Origin of the sequence: Streptomyces ruber, assembly GCF_014648075.1 — a bacterium.
Classification (GTDB): Bacteria; Actinomycetota; Actinomycetes; order Streptomycetales; family Streptomycetaceae; genus Streptomyces; species Streptomyces ruber.
Map to the genome: position 1 here is coordinate 17,330 of NZ_BMQK01000012.1, position 20,838 is coordinate 38,167.

Here is a 20,838-nt window from a genome sequence, read left to right on the forward strand (position 1 = left end):
GGTCGTGTCGGGGCGCGGTGCCGCGGGGTCCTGATGGAACCGCCCAGGCCACAGGGAGCCGCCTGGCCTGGCACCCGCAGCTCAACCGCTCGACGTGGGCGAGGACCACATGCCGAACCACTGCTCGGCGCCGTACTCCTCGAACCGCTTCACCTCGGTGAACCCCAGCTTCGCCGCGAGACGCAGCGAGCGGTCGTTGGCGGTCTGGGTGCAGAGCACCACCGGCTCGCCGGGCAGCGCGTCGGCGAACCAGCCGAGTGCTGCCGCGCACGCCTCGGTGGCGTACCCGTGTCCCCACGCCTCGGGCAGGAACATGTAGCCGAGCTCGGCCTCCCCGGCTTCCGGGCGGAGGTGTCCCGGACGCTCCGCGTCGCGCCGCCCGAGCGTGACCGTGCCGATCATCGCTCCGTGGAGATCGATCACGAACAGCCCAGGGCGCCGCCCGGGTACCGCCGGCACCGCGCGTTCGAGCTCGTCACGCGGTCGAGGGCCACCGAGGTAGGTGCGCACCTCCGGCGAGGCGAACAGTTCGACGAACGCCGCACGGTCCTGGGCCTCGGACTCGCGGAGCACGAGCCGTTGGGTCCGTATCGGGGCAGGTGGCCAGGCGACGGGTCCGAGTCCGGTCATGGCGGGCAACCTAACGCACGCCCGACGTCTGTTGCATGCGGGTCCGAACCAGCACTGCAGCAAGGCCCGCAACTGAGCGGTAGACGATCGCGAGCTTGTCGAACCCCATGGCCAGGCCCCGCCACTGCTTGGGCAGAGCGCGCACCGTTCCACAACGTTGCGGTTCTCGTGTACCGCCGGGTCGAACTTCGGTGGGCGGCCGCCCCCGGACCACGACGGTGACGATGTTTTCGCTGGTCCTTGCGTTCTTTGAGGACCGCGGTGATCCCGCGCACCTTCAGCGTCAGGCGGATCGCGCGGGAGGAGTACGCCTTGCCCCGCTGCTCGGCTCGGGAGGTCCCGCCAAGGGATACCGGTGCGGTACCGGCAGACGATCGCCTCCACGATCCTGCGGTGGTCGGCCCAAGGTCCGCCATGGCGACCGACGCTGGTGGGCAGTAGGGGTTGGATGCAGTCCCACTGCTGGTCGGTCGGCCGGGCGTGACGGGGCATGGAGATCAGACCGCAGACCTCGCCTCCGGCGTCCTCGTCCGGGCCGTTCGAGGATGCCGGAGACCGGTGGCCCGGCCGGGTTCAGTCGATCGTCCTGATCACCCGGGCGGGGACTCCCGCGACCAGGGTGCGGGCAGGAACATCGCCGGTCACCACCGCGCCGGCGGCGACCACGGCACCGGCACCGATGGTCACTCCCTGCAGGATCACGGCAGACGCCCCGATCCAGACGTCGTCTTCGACGACGATCGGGGCGAAGGAGAGATACTCGCGACGCTCGGCGAGGGGCAGAGGGTGCCCCCCGGTGATGAGGCTCACCTTCGGGGCGATCATGACACCGTTGCCGATGCGGATCCCGCCCTTGTCCATGAACGTGCATCCCTGGTTGACGAAGACGTTCTCTCCGAACGTCGTGTTCAGCCCGAACTCGGTGAAGAACGGCGGGTAGATCGTCACCGACTCCGGGAGCGGGCCACCGAACACAACAGAAAGTAGTTCAGCACGGCCTTCACTGTCACTGAACGGCAGCACGTTCAGGCGAGAGGTCGCGTCAGTCACTTCCACGATTCGCTCCGCATGGCGCGCGAACTCGGGCGACTGAACGTAGAGGACCTGGTCTGTGCGGGTGGGCATGTGGCGATCCCACCACCCGTAGAACGCACGATCAAACAACCTCACGACCTACCGACACAACCTGTCGTTGTGTCGATAGGCTGAAGGTGTGGATGTTGAGGCGCTGCGGACGTTCGTGGCCGTAGCCGAGGCCGGCCAGTTCCAGGCAGCGGCGGACGAGCTCGGGATCAGTCAGCAGGCGGTCTCCAAGCGGATCGCAGCCCTGGAGAGACACCTCGAAGTCACGCTCCTGGTGCGAACCTCACGAGGCTCCCGGCTGAGCCTCGACGGGCAGGTCTTCCTGCCGCACGCCAAGAAGGTCCTCGCAGCCCTCGAGCAGGCCGAGCAGGCCGTGCGCCCCGGCAGCCGGCCTTTGCGCGTCGACATCCTCAACCGGCGCATCGCTCCGGCCCAGGCCGTCTACCGGTTCTACCGCTGCCACCCCGAGATGGACCTGGACGCGGTCACACTGAGCAACGAGAACGCCGCCCAGGCCGCCCAGGCGGTGCTCGAAGGAACCGTCGACGCATCCTTCCGCGCCCTGCCGGTAGACCAGGTCCCAGCCGGAATCAGCACCGAACGACTCCTGGACGCACCCCTGGAACTCCTGGTCGGACCCGGCCATCCCTTGGCGAACGCACCCTGGGTCAGGCCTGCGGACCTGGCCGGCCACCGCATCTGGATCCCCGGGATCAGGCCAGGCACGGAGTGGGCGGCGTTCTACCAGGCGCTGTCCGAGGCCTTCGGCCTGAGCATCGACGCGCTCGGCCCCAACTTCGGTGACGAGGCCCTGATGGACGCGCTGGCCGACTCGGCCTCGCTGGCCACCCTCGTCGGCAGTGGGGACCGGTACCTGTGGCCCCAGACCCACGACCTGCGGCGCGTCCCGTTGCACGAACCGACCCCGGTCTACCCGCACGTGCTGTTGTCCCGCACCGGAGACCAGCACCCCGTGCTGACCGCGTTGCGTGACCATCTGCGCACGTCAGGGCCTCGAACCCCGGACGACGTATGGGCGCCGGACTGGGTAAGCCGCTGACCTGAGGACAGCTGCGACGGACACGCCCTCGTTGTGCTGTTCGGGCACGTCGGTGACGGCATGCGGTCTTGCATGGGTGAGGGCCTTCTGGATTCGGTGGGGGTTGCGACACCTTCCGCCGGTCCGAGGAGGCTCTCATGTGCCACGGTGACGCCCCGCTGATGCCGACCGGGAGGCTGCGTCTGGCCTGGTGCGTGGTCGGGGACGGCCGGCCGCTGCGCCGGGCGGCCGAACGGTTCCAGGTAGGCCACCGCCGAACGACGGGCCGGCCGCTACCGGCCGCCCGCTCGCCGTCACGCTCACCGACGGAACCGCCATGACGCCACCCGACTCCTGCCCTTGTCGGACGCGGTCCCACCGTTCCGCAGACGCTCCAGGCCCAGCGCGAGGTCGTCCCCGAAGCAAGCCGCGGCGCTCAAGGCCGACCGCGGCCACGACTTCGACAAGTACCGCCGTCTGCGGTGGAAACGCGGCGTCGAGCCGACGATCGCCCGCCGCGGTGTCGCGCACGGCTCCGGACTCGGCACGGTGCGTTGGGTGGTCGAGGGTACCTTCGCCTGGCTGCACCAGTTCAAGCGCCTGCGCATCCGCCACGAGTGCCGAGCCGAGCCTCGCCAGGGCCCGCTCGAGCTCGTCTGCAGCACCATCTGCCTCCGACGCCTCCGTAGATCACTCCGAAACGATCAGTGTGCCTCCTGACACGACCTCGCCGTCCCGGGTGGCGACCAGGTTCTCGTTCTGGAAGGACAGCTCCAGCGTCGCCCCGGTGTCGCCGGACAGTCCGGCGAGCCGGGCCGTGCCCCGGGCGAAGCCGCCTTGGGTTCTGCGCAGCACGTCGCCGATCTTGCCGGTGAACATCAGCCGTCCGCCGAGGACACCGGCGGCCGCCGCCACGTGTTCCCAGCGGCTCCGGTAGAGTCGTGCTCATGTCTGGTGCTTGCTGCGCGGCCGCCTGCGCCGCGGTGACGAGGACGCTCCGCTAGCGGCGGGCGTTCGTCTCACATCTGCTGAACGTTCCGTCGCTTCCGGTCGGTCCGGAGCGGCTCCTTGAGCTGCCCGGAAACATCTTCCGAGCAACGGAGCATTACCAGTGTTTCCAGGCATTCTCTCTGCGCGCCGGGACGTGTCGTCCCCCGTGCGTGCGTGGCTGGTGCTGTGCTGCATGGCCATGCTGCAGTTCCTCATCGCGGTCGACGTGACCGTGGTCAACGTTGCCCTGCCGTCGATCGGAGCCGACTTCGGCGCGGACGGCGGTCAGCTGACCTGGGTGGTCGTCGGATACACGATCACCGGCGGCGGTCTGCTGATGCTCGGCGGCCGGCTCGGCGACGTGCTCGGCAGGCGCCGCGTCCTGCTGGCCGGGACGGCGGTCTTCGGCGCCGCGTCCCTGCTGGCCGGGCTTGCACCGTCCTTCCCCTTGCTCGTGGGAGCGAGGCTGCTCCAGGGGGCCGGTGAGGCCCTCGCCCTGCCGGCGGCGATGGCGGTGATCGTGCTCATGTTCCCGGAGGGACCGCGCCGGTCCCGGGCGCTGAGCGTCTGGGCGGCGGTGGCCAGCTGCGGTCTGGTGCTCGGCTTCGTGCTCTCCGGGATCATCACGGAACTGCTCGGATGGCGGTGGGTCTTCCTGGTGGCCGTGCCGTTCATCCTGGCCGCGCTCGCCGCGGTGCTCCTCCTCGTGCCCGCCGATCCGCCGGCCGAGCGCACCGCGCTGGACCTGCCCGGATCACTTCTGCTGACCGCGGCTCCGCTGCTGTTCGCCTACGGCGTCGTGGAAACAGGAGAAGGAGACAGCGCACAGCCATGGCTGCCGCCCCTGGCCCTGGCCGGTGCCGCGCTCGCCGCGATCCTGTTCGTCTCCGTCGAACGCCGCGCGGCGAACCCACTCGTCCCCCTCAGGTTCTTCCGCAACCGCTCACGGGTCCTGGCCAACCTCGCGACCGCGCTCCTGAGCGCGGCACTGTCCACCTCGTTCCTGCTGTTCACCTACTACCTGCAGAACCAGCTGGGCCTGAGTCCCCTGGAGGCAGGCTTGACGCTCCTGCCCCTGGCCGTGTCCCTCATCGCCGCCTCCATCGTCGTCCCGCAGTTGCTCGGACGCTTCGGCGCCCGCGTCTGCGCCCTTGCCGGAGTCGGTTTCACCGCACTGGCCATGGCCGCCATCGCCCTCACCACCCACCTCGGCGCGAACGCCGCCGCGATGATGCCGGCGATGATCCTCATCGCGGCCGGCATGGGCTTCGGCATCGTCGGACTGCAGTACGCCGCGGTGAGCGGAGTCACCGAGCATGACGCCGGCATCGCCTCCGGTGTCCAGCGAGCCGCCGACCAGCTCGGAGGATCCACCGGCGTCACCCTCTACGTCGGCATCGGCTTCGCCCCCGTGCTGAACGGCACCGATCCGTTCCTCACCAGCAGCCTTCTCGCCATCGCAGGGCTGACGGCCTCCGGGGCCATCGCCTGGCGCATCGCCATGCCGGCCACCCCGCCCGAGTAACGGCCGAACAATCGCCTGACGGGGACACGCCGCCCCGGTCTTCCGGCCGATGTGCCCCCGTCAGGCAGCGACTCAAGTCGCGAACTGCAGACACGCGAGCTCACCCATTCCTCCCGCTCACCTTCGCACTCGCCCATCGTGACTGCCTGGTGGGCGGTACTGTCCCGCGGCCACATACGGTCACCGGTCAAGGCATATGACCCGGCTACTCATCTTGTCGTTCAACCTCGGTCAGCGGATCCTTCGAGGAGATCGATGAGCGGGGCCAGGACCCGGGGCAGATCGTTCTCCGAGGTGATCACCTGCTCGTCCTGCCAGGTGTACTCGGTGCGGGAGTCGATGAAAAGCAGTGAAGCGCTTCCCTGTTCCCATACGAACAGCTTCCCCAGACGCTCGTCCGACTCCAGAGCGAGGCTCACGGCCGTTGCCTTCGGGCGCCCTCTGGTGGCTGTGCCAGGGGCCGGCTGCTGCACCGTGAGGCTGATCCCGCGAGAGCGGAGTTCTTGTTCATGTGCGGCGTGCCAGTCCACAAGCCACTGCATGATCGCCGGCATTACGTCCCTCGCTGTCACAGTCGAACGAGTCGTCGAACCTGATCGTACGGATGGCGTTTTCGACCAGGCGACGAGGTCGCCGCCGTAGGCGGAGTCCGCCCAGGCGACCGTCACCTCCGGATGTGCGAGCCGAAGGCGGAAGAGCCGGGCGGGCCGCCCCTGCTCGAAGCGGGCGGCAGCGCCGCCCTCAGGCAGGGACTGCGCCATCCGCGACCATCGTGGCGCGCTGCTCGCGCGCGACCCGGGACTCCAGGTACGCCCTCAGGCACGTCTCAACGATGCTTCGAGCGTGGCGCACCGCGTAGAACAGCAGGAGGAGAGCGGGGAGAGATACCCCGCCCGCCGCCAGCCAGTACGACCAAGTCATCGACCAGGCCTCCCCGTTGTGACGACTCGTTGACGAGAACTCATCGCCCTCACCGTCTGCACGCGCCACGTGGCCCGAATCCGGATACCAGCTGCTGACTTTTCCCTCCTACGCCTCCTCCGCGTCGAGCGCCACACTGTTCACGCACGTCACGCAAGTTTTCGGCCGCCGACGAGCCGTCGGAATAGTTCCCACACGACACGACAGGCACCGACCGTCTTCCGAGCGCAGCAAGTAATGCCCTCGTGCTCTTCAGCACGAGGTACATGGACGCCGCGGTGAACCAGCTGCGCGCGGACGGCTTCGACGTCCGCGACGAGGACGTGGCCCGCCTCTCCCCGTTCGTACGGCATCACATCAACATGCACGGCCGGTGCTCCTTCCAGCTTCCCGACCTGCCCGGCGGCCTGCGCCCGCTGCGCGACAAGGACGCCACCGACGAGGAATGACCGGCGCTGGCCCGCACGGCCGGACGGGAGACCTCTGGAGGTACGGCCAGGAGGAACGTCCGGCGGTGCAGCCAGCGCGTCATCGAGCTGTCTGATGGCAGCAGGCGGTCGCGACGGTACTGCGGATCGGCCTGCCGTACTCGGCCTGCCGTACTCGGCCCGCCGTACGAGGCCGTGTGATCCTGACCGATGTCCTGGTCCGCGTGACTCGTCCGGGCCGGGCCACGAAACCACGCAACAGCAGAACGCGCTGGCGGGCGTGCCGGTGTGCCCGGCCCGCGCGATAACGCCCGCGGGTGTGCGGGCGTCGCCGGCCGATACGGGCACCATCCGTCGGACACGTTCCTAGGTGGTGCCGGACTCGTTTCTGCGCAGCAGACCCTCGTCCACGAGGGCAAGAATCCTGCAGTGCCCAAAGGCCGGACTCGTACGCGAGGTCAACATCTACGGACGCCCAGGGACGGGTTCCGGCAGGGATGGATCGAGGAGAACCGAAAGCCCGGTGAACTCGCTCTCACGGGTGGGTACGGGCGGTGTGATCGGCCCGGGTCGGCTGATCTCAGTGACCCACTGTCACGGAACCCGGCAACCGCTGCAGGACGACCTCCCTGCAAGCATTCAGCCGCACAGAACGTTAGGAGGATCTGGCTCACCCTCATGGCCTTCGTCGTGGTCACGTGTGTCCTTGGTCGGAGCACATGAGCGGACGAAGGCCGCCTTGGCTTCGTCCTCTTTTAGCAGCAGCGTTTGTTCGCCAGTGCGAACAGCAGATGGAGGTCGACGGGCTCGGGCAAGTCCACGAGAGATGACGTCGCCTCAGTGGCTGGGTCGATCGACGTCCGGACGGTCACCGAGACGACAGCCCCGCGGGCGGCCTCCTCGATGGGCCGTGTCGGCGGGCGGCCTCGGCGCCACGGGCCCGCTCGGCACGGGCGTACAGGGCCGCGTGCTGGTCGGCCGAGTTCACGTCGGGCATCCCACCGTGCAGGGTCTCGATCGCCTGACTGGCGGCGGCCACCCAGTGCAGGAAAGGAGTTCCGGGAAACGCCCCTGGACATCCTCCCTGCGAACATCCGGCCGATGGGTCGGATCCGACAGTGCTCCAGGTGTGCCGCGGCCAGTTCGGCCAGCGCCGGGCCGGTCTCGTAGGCAAGGGGAGCCAGCTCCGGCGGAGGGATGTAACCATCGGGCATCGCCGCATACGCGCGGTCCATCAGACGGGTGTAGGCCTCGGTCAGGGCGCCGGGCCAGGTGCCGGTCAACGGCGGTCGCATCCGCGCCTCTGCCGCCAGCGCCGCGTGGTGGGCTGCTGCTTCGGCGACTGCCTCGTGCAGGGACCAGTCGGTGATCAGGTCCCGGCACGGAGCGAACGCGGCCAGCGGACCCGGCAAGGGAGCGCAGGTCCCGCCGGGGGCCAGAAGGGCTCGCGCCAAGGCGGTGGCGATCAGCGGGGAGGTGTGCAGTCCGTCGCGGTGCGTGCCCGAGACGGCCCACAGGCCCTGTCTGGGGGTGGGGCCGATCACGGGATGGCCGTCCAGGCCGACGGGCCGGTTGCCGTGGTGGATGCGCAGCAGGCCGGCGGTGGCCAGCTGGTGGTCGAGCTGGCCGACCGCGTCACACCCCCCTGACCCGCACCGGCGTACGGCGCACCGTGCTCAACTTCGCCTGCACACTCCCCACGGCCACCCCACGGGCCACTCCTTCGGCGCACGAGCTGTACGCATAGCCGACCCGGGCAGGCCGGCCGTGTCCGGGTCCGTCACACCCCGGCCGGGCGGCAGAGCACCGAGGTTTCCCTCGGGCGGGCGTGGAGGACACCGGCCGCGTCAGCCACGTGCGCGGCCGGACCGCTGTGACAGCACTTCACGAGCCTCGCTGTCCAGCCAGGCCGTTCCAGGCCGCCAGGGCGGGCGCGGCGCCGAAGACGTCCTCGAAGGTGTGGGCCCGGTGGGTGGTGGCCTTGACCCAGGCGGTGTGCGTGCTCGGCATGCAGCTCGTGGGCGATGCGTTGTTCGTGGGCGTCGCCGACTCCTGCCCGGTTCTGACATGACGTCAGAGTGCCCACCGCTCCCCCATTTCGCTGCGCCGAGATGCTGTGGGTCGAGCTCCCTGGATCCGCCGGCAACGGTGTGTACGAGCACCGACTCCGGCGTCGCCTCCCTGCCGGCCGTCATGCGGTGCACCGTCAAGACCGTGCGCGAGCGCGCCGCCGACCTGTGCCCCGAGGCCCTGACACGGATGCGGACCGCCCGGGAGACCGAGCAACGGTTTCGCACCGGGCGGCGGCTTCCAGGACACGTAGCCCGCGCCCGGCTCGCGACCCGGGCCGGAGTCATGCTGCCGCGTCACCTGGCCGGATGATGTACCGACACCCGTAGTGTCAGCCGGGGACGACGTCGGCGGGGCTGTCCCGGGTGAGGCGTTCGAGTCTGTCGCGCAGTTCCTTGGCGGACGGATGGCTGATGTCCTCGGCGGTCTCCGCGGCCTGTGTCCAGGCACGACGGGCTGCGTCGGTGTCGCCGGCGGCGAGGTGGGCGTTGCCGAGGTGCTCCAGGATCTCGGTCTCCCCGTGCTGGTCACCGGAGGCCCGGTCCAGGGCGAGCGCCCGCTCGTAGCAGTCGATGGCGTCGGTGTATTCGGCGAGGTGGTGGTGTGCGTAGCCGAGGCTGTCCCACGCTCCCGCTTCGGCGTGCCGGTCACCGATCTCCTGGTTGAGCTCCACTGCTCGGGCACAGTGGTCCAGTGCCTGCCGGTGGTTGCCGAGCATGATGTGCAGCCATCCGATGTTGTTCAGTGCCTTGGCCTGTCCGGTCCGGTGGCCGGTCTGCCGGTAGAGGGCGAGGGCCCGGTTGTTGTGGTCGAGCGCCTCGCGACGGTGCCCCTGTCGGTCACACGCCCAGCCCAGGCCACGGTAGGTGTGGGCCTGGCGCACCCGATCGCCCAGAGCACTGTAGAGATCGAGGGCGTGCTGGAAGTGGGTGCGTCCGTCGTCCAGCAGGCCCATCTGGGTGTGGACGGCGCCCAGGCTGCGATGTGCCCCGGCCTGCCAGGACCGGTCGCCGAGCCGCCGGGCCGCGTCGAGTGCGGTCCGCTGGCCGGCCAGCCAGTCGTGCCAGTGACCGCAGTAGTCGAAGAACGTCTCGAGGGCCCAGGCGAGTTGCCACACCTGTACGTCACAGCCGGCGCTCACCGCGAGCTCCATTGCGCCGAGCAGAACGGGATGTTCTGCGGTGAACCAGGCCAGGGCAGCGCCGTGGTCGGTCAGTTCCTGTGGCGTCACCCCCGGCCGGGGAACGGGCAGGGAGATCCGGTCCCGGTGCGGGTCCAGCCGCCCAGCGGCGCTGTGGGCCGTGTGCAGGTGGAAGTCGATGAACCGCAGCAGCGCCTCGTCATTGTCGTCGGCGGGCTCCTGCCGCGCCTCCTCCGCTGCGTGGAGACGGACGAGGTCGTGCATGCGGTAGCGGCCCGGTGTGTGTTCCTGAACCAGGTGGACCGCCTGGAGCCTGCGCAACAGGACGCGTACCCGCGGCAGGGGAACAGCGGTGAGGGCGGCGACGGCGGACAGACTGACATCGGGGCCGGGTGTCAGCCCGAGCAGCCGGAAGACGCGGGCGGCGTCCCGGTCGAGCGCGCGGTAGGAGGAGGCGAACACCGCTCGCAGGTCGGCGGTGACGTCACCCGTCTCCAGAGCGTCGAGCCGGGTGCGTGTCTCGCGGAGTTCCTCGGCCAGTTCGGCGAGGGAGATCTCGGGGCTGATGCCCGCGCGGGCGCACAGGATACCGATGGCCAGCGGCAGGCCGGAACAGTGGTTCAGCAGGGCAGCGGCCGCGTCGGGTTCGGCGGCCGCACGATCGGCACCGAGGTGGCGGACGAGCAGGTGACGCGACTCGTCGTCGGTGAGCACGTCCAGAGTGAGAAGGCGAGCGCCGTGGGCAGTGGTCAGGCCGGTGAGCCGGTCCCGGCTGGTGATGAGGACGGTGCACGCCGGGCTGCCGGGCAGCAGGGGAACGACCTGGGCACTGTCACGGGCGTTGTCCAGGACGATGAGCATGCGTCTGTCGGCGGTGAGACTCCGATACAGCGCGGCCTGGGCCTCCGGATCCGCGGGGACGGCCGCCGGGTCGCAGCCGAGAGCGTCCAGGAAACCGCGCAGTGCCGTCTGCGGCGGGAGCGGACTGCTGGAGGGATCGAAACCGCGCAGGTTGACGTACAGCTGCCCGTCGGGATAGCGCTCCAGGTTCCTGTGGGCCCAGTGGAGGGCCAGCCAGGTCTTGCCGACGCCTCCCACGCCGCCGATCGTCGACACCGTCAGCACCTCGTGCCCGCCGCCGGACGAGCGCAACTGGTCGTCCAGGGCGGTGAGTTCGCGGGTCCGGCCGGTGAACAGCGGTGGCGGCGCGGGTAACTGGCGCGGCACCGTCGTGGGCGGCGGTGCGGACCGGGGGGCGGGGGCGTCGAGGGCGGGGTCGGCGGCGAGTACCTGATGATGGAGCTGTCTCAGCGCCGGTCCGGGATCGGTGCCCAGTTCCTCGGACAGCCGCCGCCGGAGGACGTCGTACCGGTGCAGGGCCTCGGCGGCCCGTCCGCTGCGGTACAGGGCGGTCATGAGTTGTCCGGCCACCCGCTCGTCCAGCGGATGCTGCGCCACCCGGGCGGACAACTCGGGCAGGAGCGTGGCGTGCCGGCCGATGAGCAGGCGGGCATCGGCCAGATCCAGCTCGGCCGCGAGGCGTTCCTGATGGAGTGTGCTGCGCAGGGCGTTGAACCAGGGGGTGTCGAAGCCGGCAAAGGCCTCCCCGTTCCACAGGCCGAGAGCCTGCTCCAGCAGAGACGGCACGCGTTCGTCGTTCACGTCGTCGCCACCGGCCTGGGCGACCAGGTGGCGGAAGCGGTGCAGGTCCACCGCCGAGGTGTCGACGGTGAGGAGGTAACCTCCGGACTGCCTGGTGATGCGCACCTCCTCGGCCGCGGGCGCCAGGGCGCGGCGCAGACGGGAGATACAGCTGTACAGCGTGCTGTGAGCTCGCTGCGACGCGTGATCGGCCCACACGCGGTCGATCAGCTGCTCGGTCGGGACCACGCGGTTGGCGTCGACCAGCAAGGCCGCCAGGACGCTCCGTTGACGGGCGTGGCCCAGGTCCTCGACGAGCACCCCGTCGATCCGCGCCTGAACGGTGCCGAGCAAGCAGAAGTTGACGTTCACGCGATCCCCCCTCGCATCCCCCTGCTCTTCCATACCCGCTCTGATCCGCCGTGACAAGGTTCGCGACGGCACCCGGACGGGATCGGGTGCCGCAGGCCGATGTCCGGGGCAAGGACGGGGCAAGGACGGGGCAAGGACTGCCGAGGGGAGCCGAGTACCGGTGTGCGGCCGGCCCCGGGGGGTGGAGGAAGGGTCTGAGCAGGGGTGCCGGGGCACCCGGTGAGGTCAGGACCTCTGCCGTGCGTGCTGCAGTGTGTCCACGAGCCGCAGCTCGACGGGGGTGCCCTGGTTCGTCACTCGGCCGTGCTCCATGACCAGTACGCGATCGGCCCGGTGGACGGTGGAGAGACGGTGAGTGATGATCAGGCAGGTGCGCCGGGCGAGGAAGGGCTGAAGGGCTTCCATGACCGCTCGCTCCGTGGACGCGTCCAGGTGCGAGGTGGCCTCGTCGAGAACGACGACCTCGGGCGCCTTGAGAAGCAGGCGCGCGATCGCCAGCCGTTGGCGTTCGCCGCCCGACAGCCGCACCCCCCGGTCGCCGAGCACGGTGTCGAGGCCGTTCGGCAGCCGTTCGACCACATCCCATATCCGGGCGGTCCGGCAGGCGTCGGCGATCTCCTCGTCACCGGCGTGCGGCCGGGCCAGCAGCAGGTTCTCGCGCACCGTGGTGTGGAACAGGAAGGTGTCCTGGGCCACCACCCCCACGGTGCGCCGCAGTGACGCCAGATCCGCCCGGCGCACGTCCAGCCCGCCCACCTCGACCTTTCCGGCGTCGACGTCCCAGCATCTGGTGAGCAGGCGTGCGAGGGTCGACTTGCCGGCCCCGGACGTACCGACGATGCCGAGGGTCGTTCCCGCCGGTACCTCGAAGGTCACCGCCTCAAGGGCCCGGCGCGACGTCCGCCTCGGCCGGGTGGGGTCATGGCCCGCTTCTCCCGGCTGCGGGCCGAGGGAGGCCGGTCCCGCGGCGTGGTCCTGCGGATAGCTGAAGGCGACTTCGGTGAAGGCCACCGACGTGCCGGGTACGGGCTGCGCGTCCTCGGGCTGCCGGACACCGGGCGAGGCGCACATCACCTCTCGGACCCGCTCGAAGCTGACGGTGCCCGCCACCAGTTCCATCCTGCAGGCGGGCAGGGCCGCGAGCGGACCGTAGACACGGGTGATCAGGGCCACCGAGGCGACCATGGTGCCGAGCGACAGCGCGTCCCCCGCGACCAGCAGGGCCGCGACCACGTAGACGCCCGAGGTGGCCAGGGAGAGCAGTACGGTCAGACAGGCGCCGAGCCGGGCGTCGAGGAACGCACCGCGTACCGCGGCGTCACGTACGCGACGCACACGCCGGCGGAACTCGTCCGTCTCCCGGTCGGCGGCGCCGTGGAGACGGATCGCTTCCGCGCCGCCCTGGCTCAACCGCTCCGCGGCCATCGAGTCCAGGTCGGCGACGGCGTCCAGCCGGCGCTGGGTGAGTTCGCGCAGCGCGGCGCCGAAGCGCGTCGTGATCACGTACAGCACCGGGGTCAGGCACAGGAGCGCGGCGGCGATGCGCCAGTCCAGTACGAGGACCGCTGTCCCCGCCACGACGAGGGTGACCAGTGCGGAAGTCGCGGTCACCAGGGTGCGCGCGATCAGGTCGCGCACCCCCTGTACGTCTCCGTGCAGACGGGAGACGATGGCTCCGGTCCGGGACGCGGCGAAGAACGCGGCCGACTGGCTCTGCAGATGCTCGAAGACGTCCACCCTCATCCGGGCGGTCACGTCTTCGGCCAGCCCGGCGGTCGCCCAGCGTTCGGCCAGCGTCGAACAGGCCGCCACCACCCCCACCGTCAGCAGGGCCCCGCCGAGAAACCAGACGCGCCGGGTGTCGCCCGGTACGGCGCCCTCGTCGATGAGCCGCTGTGTGAGGAACGCCGGCCCGACGGCCAGTCCCGCGTTGACCGTGATCAGCACGATCACGCCGGCGATGCGCCGGCGGAAGGCGAAGAGGAAGGTGCTGAGTCGGGCGTAGTCGCCACGTGGCATGAGCCGTCCCTGTCGTGGAGTACGGGTGTGTCCGCCGGAGGGCGGGTGGCCCGGGTACGTCCGGGCCACCCGCCTTTCCCGTCCGTCATCGGACGGGGCCGGTGCCGGGCGAGGTTCAGCCGCAGGCGAAGAGCGAGATGTCGGACGGCCGGTTGTTGCCGCACGACCACCAGCTGACTTCACTCGCCATGGTGGTGGCCGGCTCGTCGTGTGCTTCCATGCCCTGCAGGTCGTACATGCTCATCCGTTCTCTCCTTGTCTCGCCTCCCCGCAGCCGGGGAGGGCAACCTGTCCGGAGCCGGACGGCTCCGGACGCCAGTGGGGCGCTCATCGCGCCGAGGGGGTCACCGCAGGAACGGCAGGCCGAGCTGTGCTCCGTCGTGCGGAACGCCGTGCGCCGCGGCCAGCGCCAGCAGGACCCCCGCGCTGCCGGTCGCCAGGTCCGTCGACAGACGCAGCAGCTGGTTGCCGGGAAAGGCGAGTCCGCCGGCCCGGTCCAGAGCGTGCCAGCGCAGGCCCCGCACCTGACGGGCCACGCTGTCGTGATCGAGCGGCCGTGTTCCGCCCTGCCGGACGGAGTTGAACAGGACCATCCCCGCACGGCCGTCGAACAGTCCGGAGAAGACGTAGAAGTCGGAGTCCGCCGCCAGGTCCACGGCACGGAGCCGGTCGTGCAGCGACTCGTCGGGCGCGTTGCCGAGGTAGCGGTGCAGGGCGAGTCCCACTCCCACGCTGCCCTTGCCGAGGTAGGGGACGGTGCGCCATCCCTCGTCGACCCGCAGGGCACCGGCCTCGTCCGGCACGCATGCGCTCAGGTCCCGCTCCAGGGCCGTCCGCGCGGCGTCGAGCAGGGGAAGCCGGCCGGTCGCCTCGTACATGGCCGTGAGGAAGAGGGCGGCTCCGGAGGACCCGCGCAGCAGGCCCGCGACGGGCCGCCCCGCTCCCCCGCTGATCTGCGGGCCCTCCCCTGCCGTCGGCACACGGCTTCGGACGGCGTCGGCCAGGTGCTCCGCCTGCTTCCGGTAGGCGTCCTCACCGGTCCACCCGGCGAACGCCAGGCAGGTGAGACCGATGCCGGAGAGCCCGGAGAACAGACTGCTGTCCAGCGTGTCGGAGTCGACACGCGCCGTGGCCAGCAGCGCGACGGCCTCGTCGTGGTATCCGAGTTCCCACAGGGCGTAGGCGATGCCGTGCCGCCCGTTGTAGAAGCCGTTCGGGAGCCTCTCCGCCATGGCCCGGGCCCGTCGGACCAGCCACAGCTCACCCCGGCGGTAGCGGTCGGCGCCGACGGCGCGCAGGGCCCAGAGCACCCCTGCGGCACCGTAGGCCATGGACAGTCCCCCGCCTTCCCCGTCGAACTGCCCGACGTCCCCGGGGAAGAGCCGGTCCTGCCGGTCCGGGGAGGCGTCCGCCAGGATCACGGTCGCGAGCGCGTCCCGCACCTCGGACCAGCGCGAGGAGGCCATGTCGACTCGCGGCCCGGCGCTCTTCCTCCGTGGGGCGCCCCCGGCCCGGAGCGGGGTGGTCAGTTGGCGGACGGCGTCGTCCAGGGAGCCGGGTTCCGTTCCGAAAGCCTCGGTGATCAGCGTGGCGAGGTGATGCGCCTTCCCGCGGTCCAGCCGTACAAGGGTGGTGAGCGGCACGTGGAGGCCGATGCGCAAGGCGGCCAGGGAGTACTCGTCGGCGGCGAAGCCCTCACGGTCGGGCGGGGCCCCGAAACCGGGATGCTCCAGAGTGGGCCGCCGCTTCTCCCGCACCGGCCGGCTGACCTCGAAGTCCACCAGTACGGCGCGGAGACCGGCTCCGTCCTCCTTGATCAATACGTTGAACAGGTGCAGGTCTCCGTAGACGACACCGCGTCGGTGAACCGCCCGCAGCGCGTCCTCCACGGAATCGCACACCCGCCGCACCCATGCGCCGTACTCCACGAAGCGGTCCCGGCGGCCGGCCGGGGCTCCCACAAGCGGGTTGCGCTCGGCGAACAGGCGATTGAGCGGTACGGCGTCGACGAATTCCTCCACCAAGTACTCGTTCTCCCCCGACAGGCGGTAGTCGATCAGCTCGGGGACACAGCGCAGGCCGCGCAGACGCTCCAGCACGTCCCGCTCGTTGCGGAGACGAGTGACGGCATCCTGGCCCGCGGCGTCGAGCCCTGCGTGGGGACGGGCCTCCTTGATGACGAGCCGCTGCCCTGACCGGCGATGTCTCCCCTCGTAGACACCGCCGCCGTTCGAGAAGTGCAGCGCCCGTACGACCTCGTAGGGGAAGGAGTCGACCGTCAGCCGATTCCTCCGGTCCAGCTCCGGCTGCAGGAAACGGGGTATCGGCACCCACGCCGGTGTCGTGAACACCGGCCCGCGCGGATCGGGCACCAGCTTGCCGTGCGGGTCCTCGATGCCCGAGCGGACCGTTCCCGAATCGTCGAGACAGGGACGGTGCAGGAAAGAGCCGTACCTCACGTACAGCGGTCCTTCTCCCCAGCGCAGATCGCTGAGGATGTAGGGGCCGGGTTGGCCGGCGAGCAGCTCGCCGAGCTCCTCCAGCACGCGCTGCAGACCGCTCTCGTCCGCAGGGTAGAGAGTGGCCAGTTTGCCGCTTCCGCTCCGGTCGGCGTACTTGGAGTTCTTCATCACGAACTCCTGCGTCGTCGTCACGATCTTGAAGGGCAGCCGCCGCTCGACGCAGTACTCCCAGACCGTCTTCGCCACTTCTCCCGCGTTCGCGGGGGTGGCGGACACATGCACCTTCCAGCCCTGGGAGGGTACGTCCGCGTCCGGAGGCACGTAGGACCGCCACCCCTTCAGACCGACCCGCCGCCAGCCCCGCGGCAGCACGCGACGGTGCACGTCGTACCGGTGCTCGCCCGCGCGGGCAGCGCCCAGCGCCTCGTAGAACACCGGATCGGCAAGACAGAACTCCTCATACCGCGGATCCATCAGTCCCCCCCTGTGTCCTCGGCGGCTGCCGCATCGGCAGGGTGCGGATCACCCCGCCGCATGACGCCGGACCACAGCCCGGTCGGCGGCCTCACTGACAACAGTGGCCAGCCGGCCTTGCACAAACCTTGGAGAAACCCGCCGGTGCCTGACCGAGGTGCACTGCACGCCTGGTCAGGGGGTCCCTCGGCGTCGACCGGGCATGTGTACGCGGCTCTGCCGGGCAGCGGGCCGCTGTCAGGTCCGCTGTTCCAGCCCCTCCCACAGGGCCTGCTCGCGGTCGCGCGGTCGGTGTCGTGGGACCCGGCGGATGCGCGCAGGGTCCCGGTGCGGTGGACGCACGATCCGGTCGGCGCGCTCGTGCACCCGAGGACGACGTCGGCGCGCTCGTGCACCCGAGGACGACGTCGGCGAGTTCGCGGCCGGCTGTGGCGGCCGGCGGTCGGCGGTCGGCGGGGGGTCGACGGCCGACGGTCAGGCCCGGCAGGTCCGGCAGGTCCGGCAGGTCCGGCTGACCCCGCGTCACCTCCGCGCTGGCCGGCTGGGCGTCAGCAGGCATCCACCGCTCCGGCCGCCAGGCGTTGGCGCGCCGTGACCGGCGGTGTGCCGACGGGAGTGAGTTGGGCGAGCAGCACCGGGCGCGCCGAGACGCAGGCGCGGCCGTCGACGCGCAGCGTGGTCGGGCGGCCAGGGACGAGGAGGAGCAGTCCGACGCGTCCGGTCTGCAGCACGTTGTGCATGGTGTCGAGCCGCTCGTTCCCGGTCGCGCCGGGGATCGCCACCGGTCCGCCCGTCCAGCACCGGGACGAACCCGGCCGGGCCGCCGCGCGGCGTCACGTCCGCCCCGGGTCAGCGCTGTCTCACCCGCCTTCGCATGTCACCGAGTACGCCTTCCCATACGGCGTTCAGCGGACGCCACCCTGCTCGCGCGCTCGTTAACGGCCGGCGCGGAGACCGCCCTTCTGCGTGGGCGAGGCGGCACCCGCTTGCGGCAGCTTCCCTTCCCGCCGTGCCGGGAGGCGCTGCCCTGGCGACGGCACCGCAAGCCGTCGAAACGGACGGCGCTGCCTGAGGTTTTCGTTCCACCGCAAACGATGGAACGGGCACGCAACGTCGCCTACACAGGAAGGAACGGACGCGGCCACCGAGTAAGCAGAGGCGGGGGAAACCATGGACAACCGAGCGGCACAGCACAGTCAACCCCAACCTGCCCCCGCACCCCGTCCAGCGGTGCAGCGGATACCGCCGCCCCCGACGTATCCGCCGTTCGTTCCTCCACCGTCCGGCCCACGCGGATGGTGGCAGCGCCAATCGACCACTGCCAAGGGTGCGGTCCTGGCAGTGATCGGTGGCTTGATCGTGACCGGTCTGAGCAACCCACTGGGACCGGCGCTCACGGACCTGGGACAGCTGCTCAACCCCTTCGCCGGCACCGCGAACGAACTGAAGGTCGTGGCCCTCGGCCCCGACACCGACATCACCGACGGCTACATCGTCCCGGACAAGACCTTCGACGACGTCACCCCGCTCCCCGGCCCGGACAGTACGGACGGCTACCTGTACGCGTCACCGGCCGAGTGGAAGCAGTGGAAGAACCGGGTCGGTGCCGTCTCCGCAGGCAGACACCTACTCAAGCTCAGCCTGCAGGGCGGATCGTCCAAGGCCGTCACCATCCACGGCATGGACGTGACGGCCGACTGCCACGACCCCGTCCCCGGCGTGCATCTCGTCTATCCCGGGGCCGGAGGCCTCCCCTCCCGCCACTTCCGCATCATCCTGGACGAGCCGGGCGGCCCGACCGTCACGCCCTACGGCAAGACCGGCGAGGAACGACCGGACCCCGAACCGGCCCAGTTCCCCTTCTACGTCTCCGAGAGCGAACTCGAGTACTTCGTGCTCGACGTCCAGGTCCGCTCCCGCTCCTGCACCTGGCGGGCCACCCTGCACTGGAACGTCGACGGACGCCAGGGAACCACCGAGATCGGCGACGACAGCACCGCCTTCCGCGTCACGGCCCCCACCGCGGCAACCTCGCGTCACCACCTGAACGGCACCCGTCTGTAGCAGCCGCACAACCAGGCGGTCGTCGACCAGGCGAAGCGAGAACCTTTCCGCACCTCACCGTCCGCATGTGATCCACTCACGTCAATCGATACGAAGCTTAATCTTCGTAGAGATCCCTTATTACGCGGCTGTTCGGCGGTTGTAGCTCACAGGTACCAAGCTGTAGCTTGGTACCTGTGAGTGATGTCGCAGATGATCAGGCTCAGCACGACCTGGCCCTGGCCGAGTCGTTGCGCTGGGCGGTGTCCCGGCTCGCGTCCCGGCTGCGGGCCGAGCAACCGGGCCGGAGCCGGCCGCTGTCGCGGCTGGCCGCATCGGTCCTGGCGAACCTCCGCCACAGCGGAGCGCTGACCCCGTCCGACCTGGCGGCCATCGAGGGACTGCAGGCACAGTCACTGACCCGGGTGCTCAACGAGCTGGAGGAGCAGGGCCGCATCCGCCGTTCCCGCAGCGAGGTGGACGCCCGACGCCAGAACATCGTGATCACCGAGGCAGGGCGGGAGGCCCTGCGCGAACACGTCCGCGACGGCAACGCCTGGCTGGCCGCGGCGCTCACACAGACGCTGTCCCCGGCCGAGCGCGGCGTACTGCAGATCGCCGCCGGGCTGCTCGAGCAGGTGGCGGCCGCCGAGGTGCCCCACGGCCACCGCGGGCCCGAAACGGCGTCCGGACAGACGCAAGGGGCGGCTCCCGCGCTATGACCACGTCCTCCCCCGGCAAGACCTCCCGTGGTCCGCGCAGCCCCCGGACCGTCGCTGCCCGGCGCGCCCGATCACTGCTGGTCCTGGCAGGGCTGAGCGCTGCCAGCCCGCTGGCCACCGACATGTATGTGCCCGCTCTGCCGGACCTGGCGCGGTCGTTGGGCACCGACGCCGCCGGCGCACAGATGTCGCTGACCGGATTCCTGGTGGGCATCATCATCGGCCAGCTGCTGCTGGGCCCGCTCAGCGACGCCACCGGCCGTCGCCCGGTTCTCATCGCCGGATCGCTGCTGTTCGCCGCCTTCTCCACCGTGTGCGCGCTGGCGCCGACCGTGGAAGTGCTCAACGCGGCCCGAGTCGGGCAGGGCATCACCGGAGCGGCCGGAATCGTCGTCTCCCGCGCCGTCGTCGCCGACCTCTTCGACGACCGGGAACTGCCCTCCGTCTTCTCCCGGCTCGCTGCGATCACCGCTACGGCCCCGGTCCTGGCCCCCCTGCTCGGCGGCGCCCTGCTGCTGGCGGTCTCCTGGCGCCACGTCTTCGCCGCCCTCGCCGTCACCGGCCTGCTCCTGGCCGCGGGCGTGCTGCGCTGGATCCCCGAATCCCACCCGCCTCAGGCGCGTCCGACCGGCGGACCGTCCTCCAGCCTGCGCGCCATCGGCCGCGCCGCCGGCCGGCGCGCCGTCGTCATGCCCGTCCTGGCCCTCGCCTTCGGCGGAGCCGCCGTCTTCGCCTACATCGCCGGAACGACCTTCGTCTTCCAGGACATCTACCGCCTCTCCCCATCCCTGGCCGGCCTCGTCTACGGCGTGAACGCCCTCGGCAACATGACCGGCAGCCTGGCCTACGGCCGACTGGCCAGGCGCAGGTCCCCCGAGACCCTGCTCATCGCCAGCGGCACCGTGGCCACGGCAGGAACAGGCGTCCTCCTCCTCGTCCAGACGACCACCGGCAGCACCATGCCGCTGACCTGGCTGTGCCTGCTGACCGCCATCACCGCATTCGGCGTTTTCTTCCCCGCCGTGATCACCATCGCGCAGAGCCACGGCCGCGCTGCCCCCGGAGCCACCTCCGCCCTGCTGGGCGGCGGCCAGTTCCTCCTCGGCGCGGCAGCCTCACCCCTCGTCGGACAGTTCGGCACCCAGAGCCCCGCACCGATGGCAGCCGTCATGACCAGCTGCCTCGCCGCGGCCACCCTCGCCGCGATCCTCACCAGGACAGCGACTTCCGAACCGCCCCGGCAGGCCGAGCACGGATAGCGAACGGGACTGGCCGGAG

General features: G+C 70.6%; 14 protein-coding genes and 6 pseudogenes. 8 read left to right on the forward strand and 12 right to left on the reverse strand.

Going from position 1 to position 20,838, the window contains the following annotated elements; translation table 11 throughout:
- Positions 1-81: 81 nt before the first annotated feature.
- The 3 genes and pseudogenes from IEZ04_RS23065 to IEZ04_RS23075 form a co-directional block, all read right to left on the reverse strand.
- On the reverse strand, positions 82-630 hold the full coding sequence (locus IEZ04_RS23065) for a GNAT family N-acetyltransferase (RefSeq protein WP_189218871.1): 549 nt from the start codon (positions 628-630) through the stop codon (positions 82-84).
- Between the two features lie 384 nt (positions 631-1,014).
- A pseudogene (locus IEZ04_RS36010) lies at positions 1,015-1,122 on the reverse strand (IS5 family transposase); the annotation flags it as partial.
- An 81-nt stretch (positions 1,123-1,203) separates the two neighbouring features.
- The gene (locus tag IEZ04_RS23075; RefSeq protein ID WP_189218872.1) at positions 1,204-1,755 is read right to left on the reverse strand and encodes a DapH/DapD/GlmU-related protein; all 552 of its coding nucleotides are present in this window, start codon (positions 1,753-1,755) and stop codon (positions 1,204-1,206) included.
- Positions 1,756-1,843: 88 nt separating this feature from the next.
- Here IEZ04_RS23075 and IEZ04_RS23080 point away from each other — a divergent pair, with 88 nt between their 5' ends.
- From IEZ04_RS23080 to IEZ04_RS23090, 3 genes and pseudogenes are all read left to right on the forward strand, one after another.
- Positions 1,844-2,773, forward strand: coding sequence for a LysR family transcriptional regulator (locus tag IEZ04_RS23080; protein ID WP_189218873.1), 930 nt, complete (start codon positions 1,844-1,846; stop codon positions 2,771-2,773).
- A gap of 137 nt (positions 2,774-2,910) precedes the next feature.
- Positions 2,911-3,018, forward strand: a pseudogene (locus IEZ04_RS23085) (IS481 family transposase); the annotation flags it as partial.
- A gap of 26 nt (positions 3,019-3,044) precedes the next feature.
- A pseudogene (locus tag IEZ04_RS23090) lies at positions 3,045-3,472 on the forward strand (transposase); the annotation flags it as partial.
- Here the strand turns inward: IEZ04_RS23090 and IEZ04_RS23095 are convergent.
- On the reverse strand, positions 3,443-3,667 hold the full coding sequence (locus IEZ04_RS23095) for an S-methyl thiohydantoin desulfurase domain-containing protein (protein WP_229821201.1): 225 nt from the start codon (positions 3,665-3,667) through the stop codon (positions 3,443-3,445). The pseudogene IEZ04_RS23090 and the gene IEZ04_RS23095 sit on opposite strands and share 30 nt — an antisense overlap.
- 268 nt (positions 3,668-3,935) lie before the next feature.
- Between IEZ04_RS23095 and IEZ04_RS23100 the strand changes: the two genes are divergently transcribed.
- Positions 3,936-5,267 (forward strand): MFS transporter, encoded by a 1,332-nt coding sequence (locus IEZ04_RS23100; RefSeq protein ID WP_189218874.1) that lies wholly within the window; start codon positions 3,936-3,938, stop codon positions 5,265-5,267.
- Positions 5,268-5,488: 221 nt separating this feature from the next.
- Here IEZ04_RS23100 and IEZ04_RS36305 read toward each other — a convergent pair whose 3' ends face one another.
- Positions 5,489-5,821 carry an immunity protein TriTu family protein gene (locus IEZ04_RS36305; protein WP_506004864.1) on the reverse strand — a complete coding sequence of 111 codons (333 nt, stop codon included), beginning with the start codon at positions 5,819-5,821 and terminating at the stop codon, positions 5,489-5,491.
- Between the two features lie 57 nt (positions 5,822-5,878).
- Positions 5,879-5,965 (reverse strand): annotated as a pseudogene (locus IEZ04_RS23110) (IS5 family transposase); the annotation flags it as partial.
- A gap of 459 nt (positions 5,966-6,424) precedes the next feature.
- On the opposite strand from IEZ04_RS23110, the pseudogene IEZ04_RS23115 reads away from it, so the two are divergent.
- A pseudogene (locus IEZ04_RS23115) lies at positions 6,425-6,637 on the forward strand (Tn3 family transposase); the annotation flags it as partial.
- A 1,863-nt stretch (positions 6,638-8,500) separates the two neighbouring features.
- Here the strand turns inward: IEZ04_RS23115 and IEZ04_RS35635 are convergent.
- The 6 genes and pseudogenes from IEZ04_RS35635 to IEZ04_RS23140 all read right to left on the reverse strand — a co-directional run.
- A complete protein-coding gene (locus IEZ04_RS35635; RefSeq protein ID WP_268245684.1) occupies positions 8,501-8,626 on the reverse strand; it encodes a hypothetical protein in 126 nt (41 codons plus the stop codon).
- A 391-nt stretch (positions 8,627-9,017) separates the two neighbouring features.
- Entirely contained in the window at positions 9,018-11,840 is a 2,823-nt protein-coding gene (locus IEZ04_RS23120) for an AfsR/SARP family transcriptional regulator (RefSeq protein ID WP_189218875.1), read from the reverse strand.
- Between the two features lie 225 nt (positions 11,841-12,065).
- Complete coding sequence (locus IEZ04_RS23125) at positions 12,066-13,859, reverse strand: ABC transporter ATP-binding protein (RefSeq protein WP_189218876.1); 1,794 nt, start codon at positions 13,857-13,859, stop codon at positions 12,066-12,068.
- A gap of 115 nt (positions 13,860-13,974) precedes the next feature.
- Positions 13,975-14,103: a SapB/AmfS family lanthipeptide gene (locus tag IEZ04_RS23130; RefSeq protein ID WP_189218877.1), complete on the reverse strand. Its 129-nt coding sequence runs from the start codon at positions 14,101-14,103 to the stop codon at positions 13,975-13,977.
- Between the two features lie 100 nt (positions 14,104-14,203).
- On the reverse strand, positions 14,204-16,795 hold the full coding sequence (gene lanKC, locus IEZ04_RS23135; protein ID WP_189218878.1) for a class III lanthionine synthetase LanKC: 2,592 nt from the start codon (positions 16,793-16,795) through the stop codon (positions 14,204-14,206).
- Positions 16,796-17,288: 493 nt separating this feature from the next.
- Positions 17,289-17,638, reverse strand: a pseudogene (locus IEZ04_RS23140) (pyridoxamine 5'-phosphate oxidase family protein); the annotation flags it as partial.
- 516 nt (positions 17,639-18,154) lie between these two features.
- On the opposite strand from IEZ04_RS23140, the gene IEZ04_RS23145 reads away from it, so the two are divergent.
- The 3 genes from IEZ04_RS23145 to IEZ04_RS23155 all read left to right on the forward strand — a co-directional run bounded on the left by IEZ04_RS23145 (position 18,155) and on the right by IEZ04_RS23155 (position 20,819).
- Positions 18,155-18,859 (forward strand): hypothetical protein, encoded by a 705-nt coding sequence (locus IEZ04_RS23145; RefSeq protein WP_189218879.1) that lies wholly within the window; start codon positions 18,155-18,157, stop codon positions 18,857-18,859.
- 176 nt (positions 18,860-19,035) lie between these two features.
- Complete coding sequence (locus tag IEZ04_RS23150; protein WP_229821203.1) at positions 19,036-19,560, forward strand: MarR family winged helix-turn-helix transcriptional regulator; 525 nt, start codon at positions 19,036-19,038, stop codon at positions 19,558-19,560.
- A complete protein-coding gene (locus IEZ04_RS23155; RefSeq protein WP_189218880.1) occupies positions 19,557-20,819 on the forward strand; it encodes a multidrug effflux MFS transporter in 1,263 nt (420 codons plus the stop codon). The genes IEZ04_RS23150 and IEZ04_RS23155 overlap by 4 nt, the downstream gene beginning before the upstream one ends.
- The last annotated feature ends 19 nt before the right edge of the window (positions 20,820-20,838 follow it).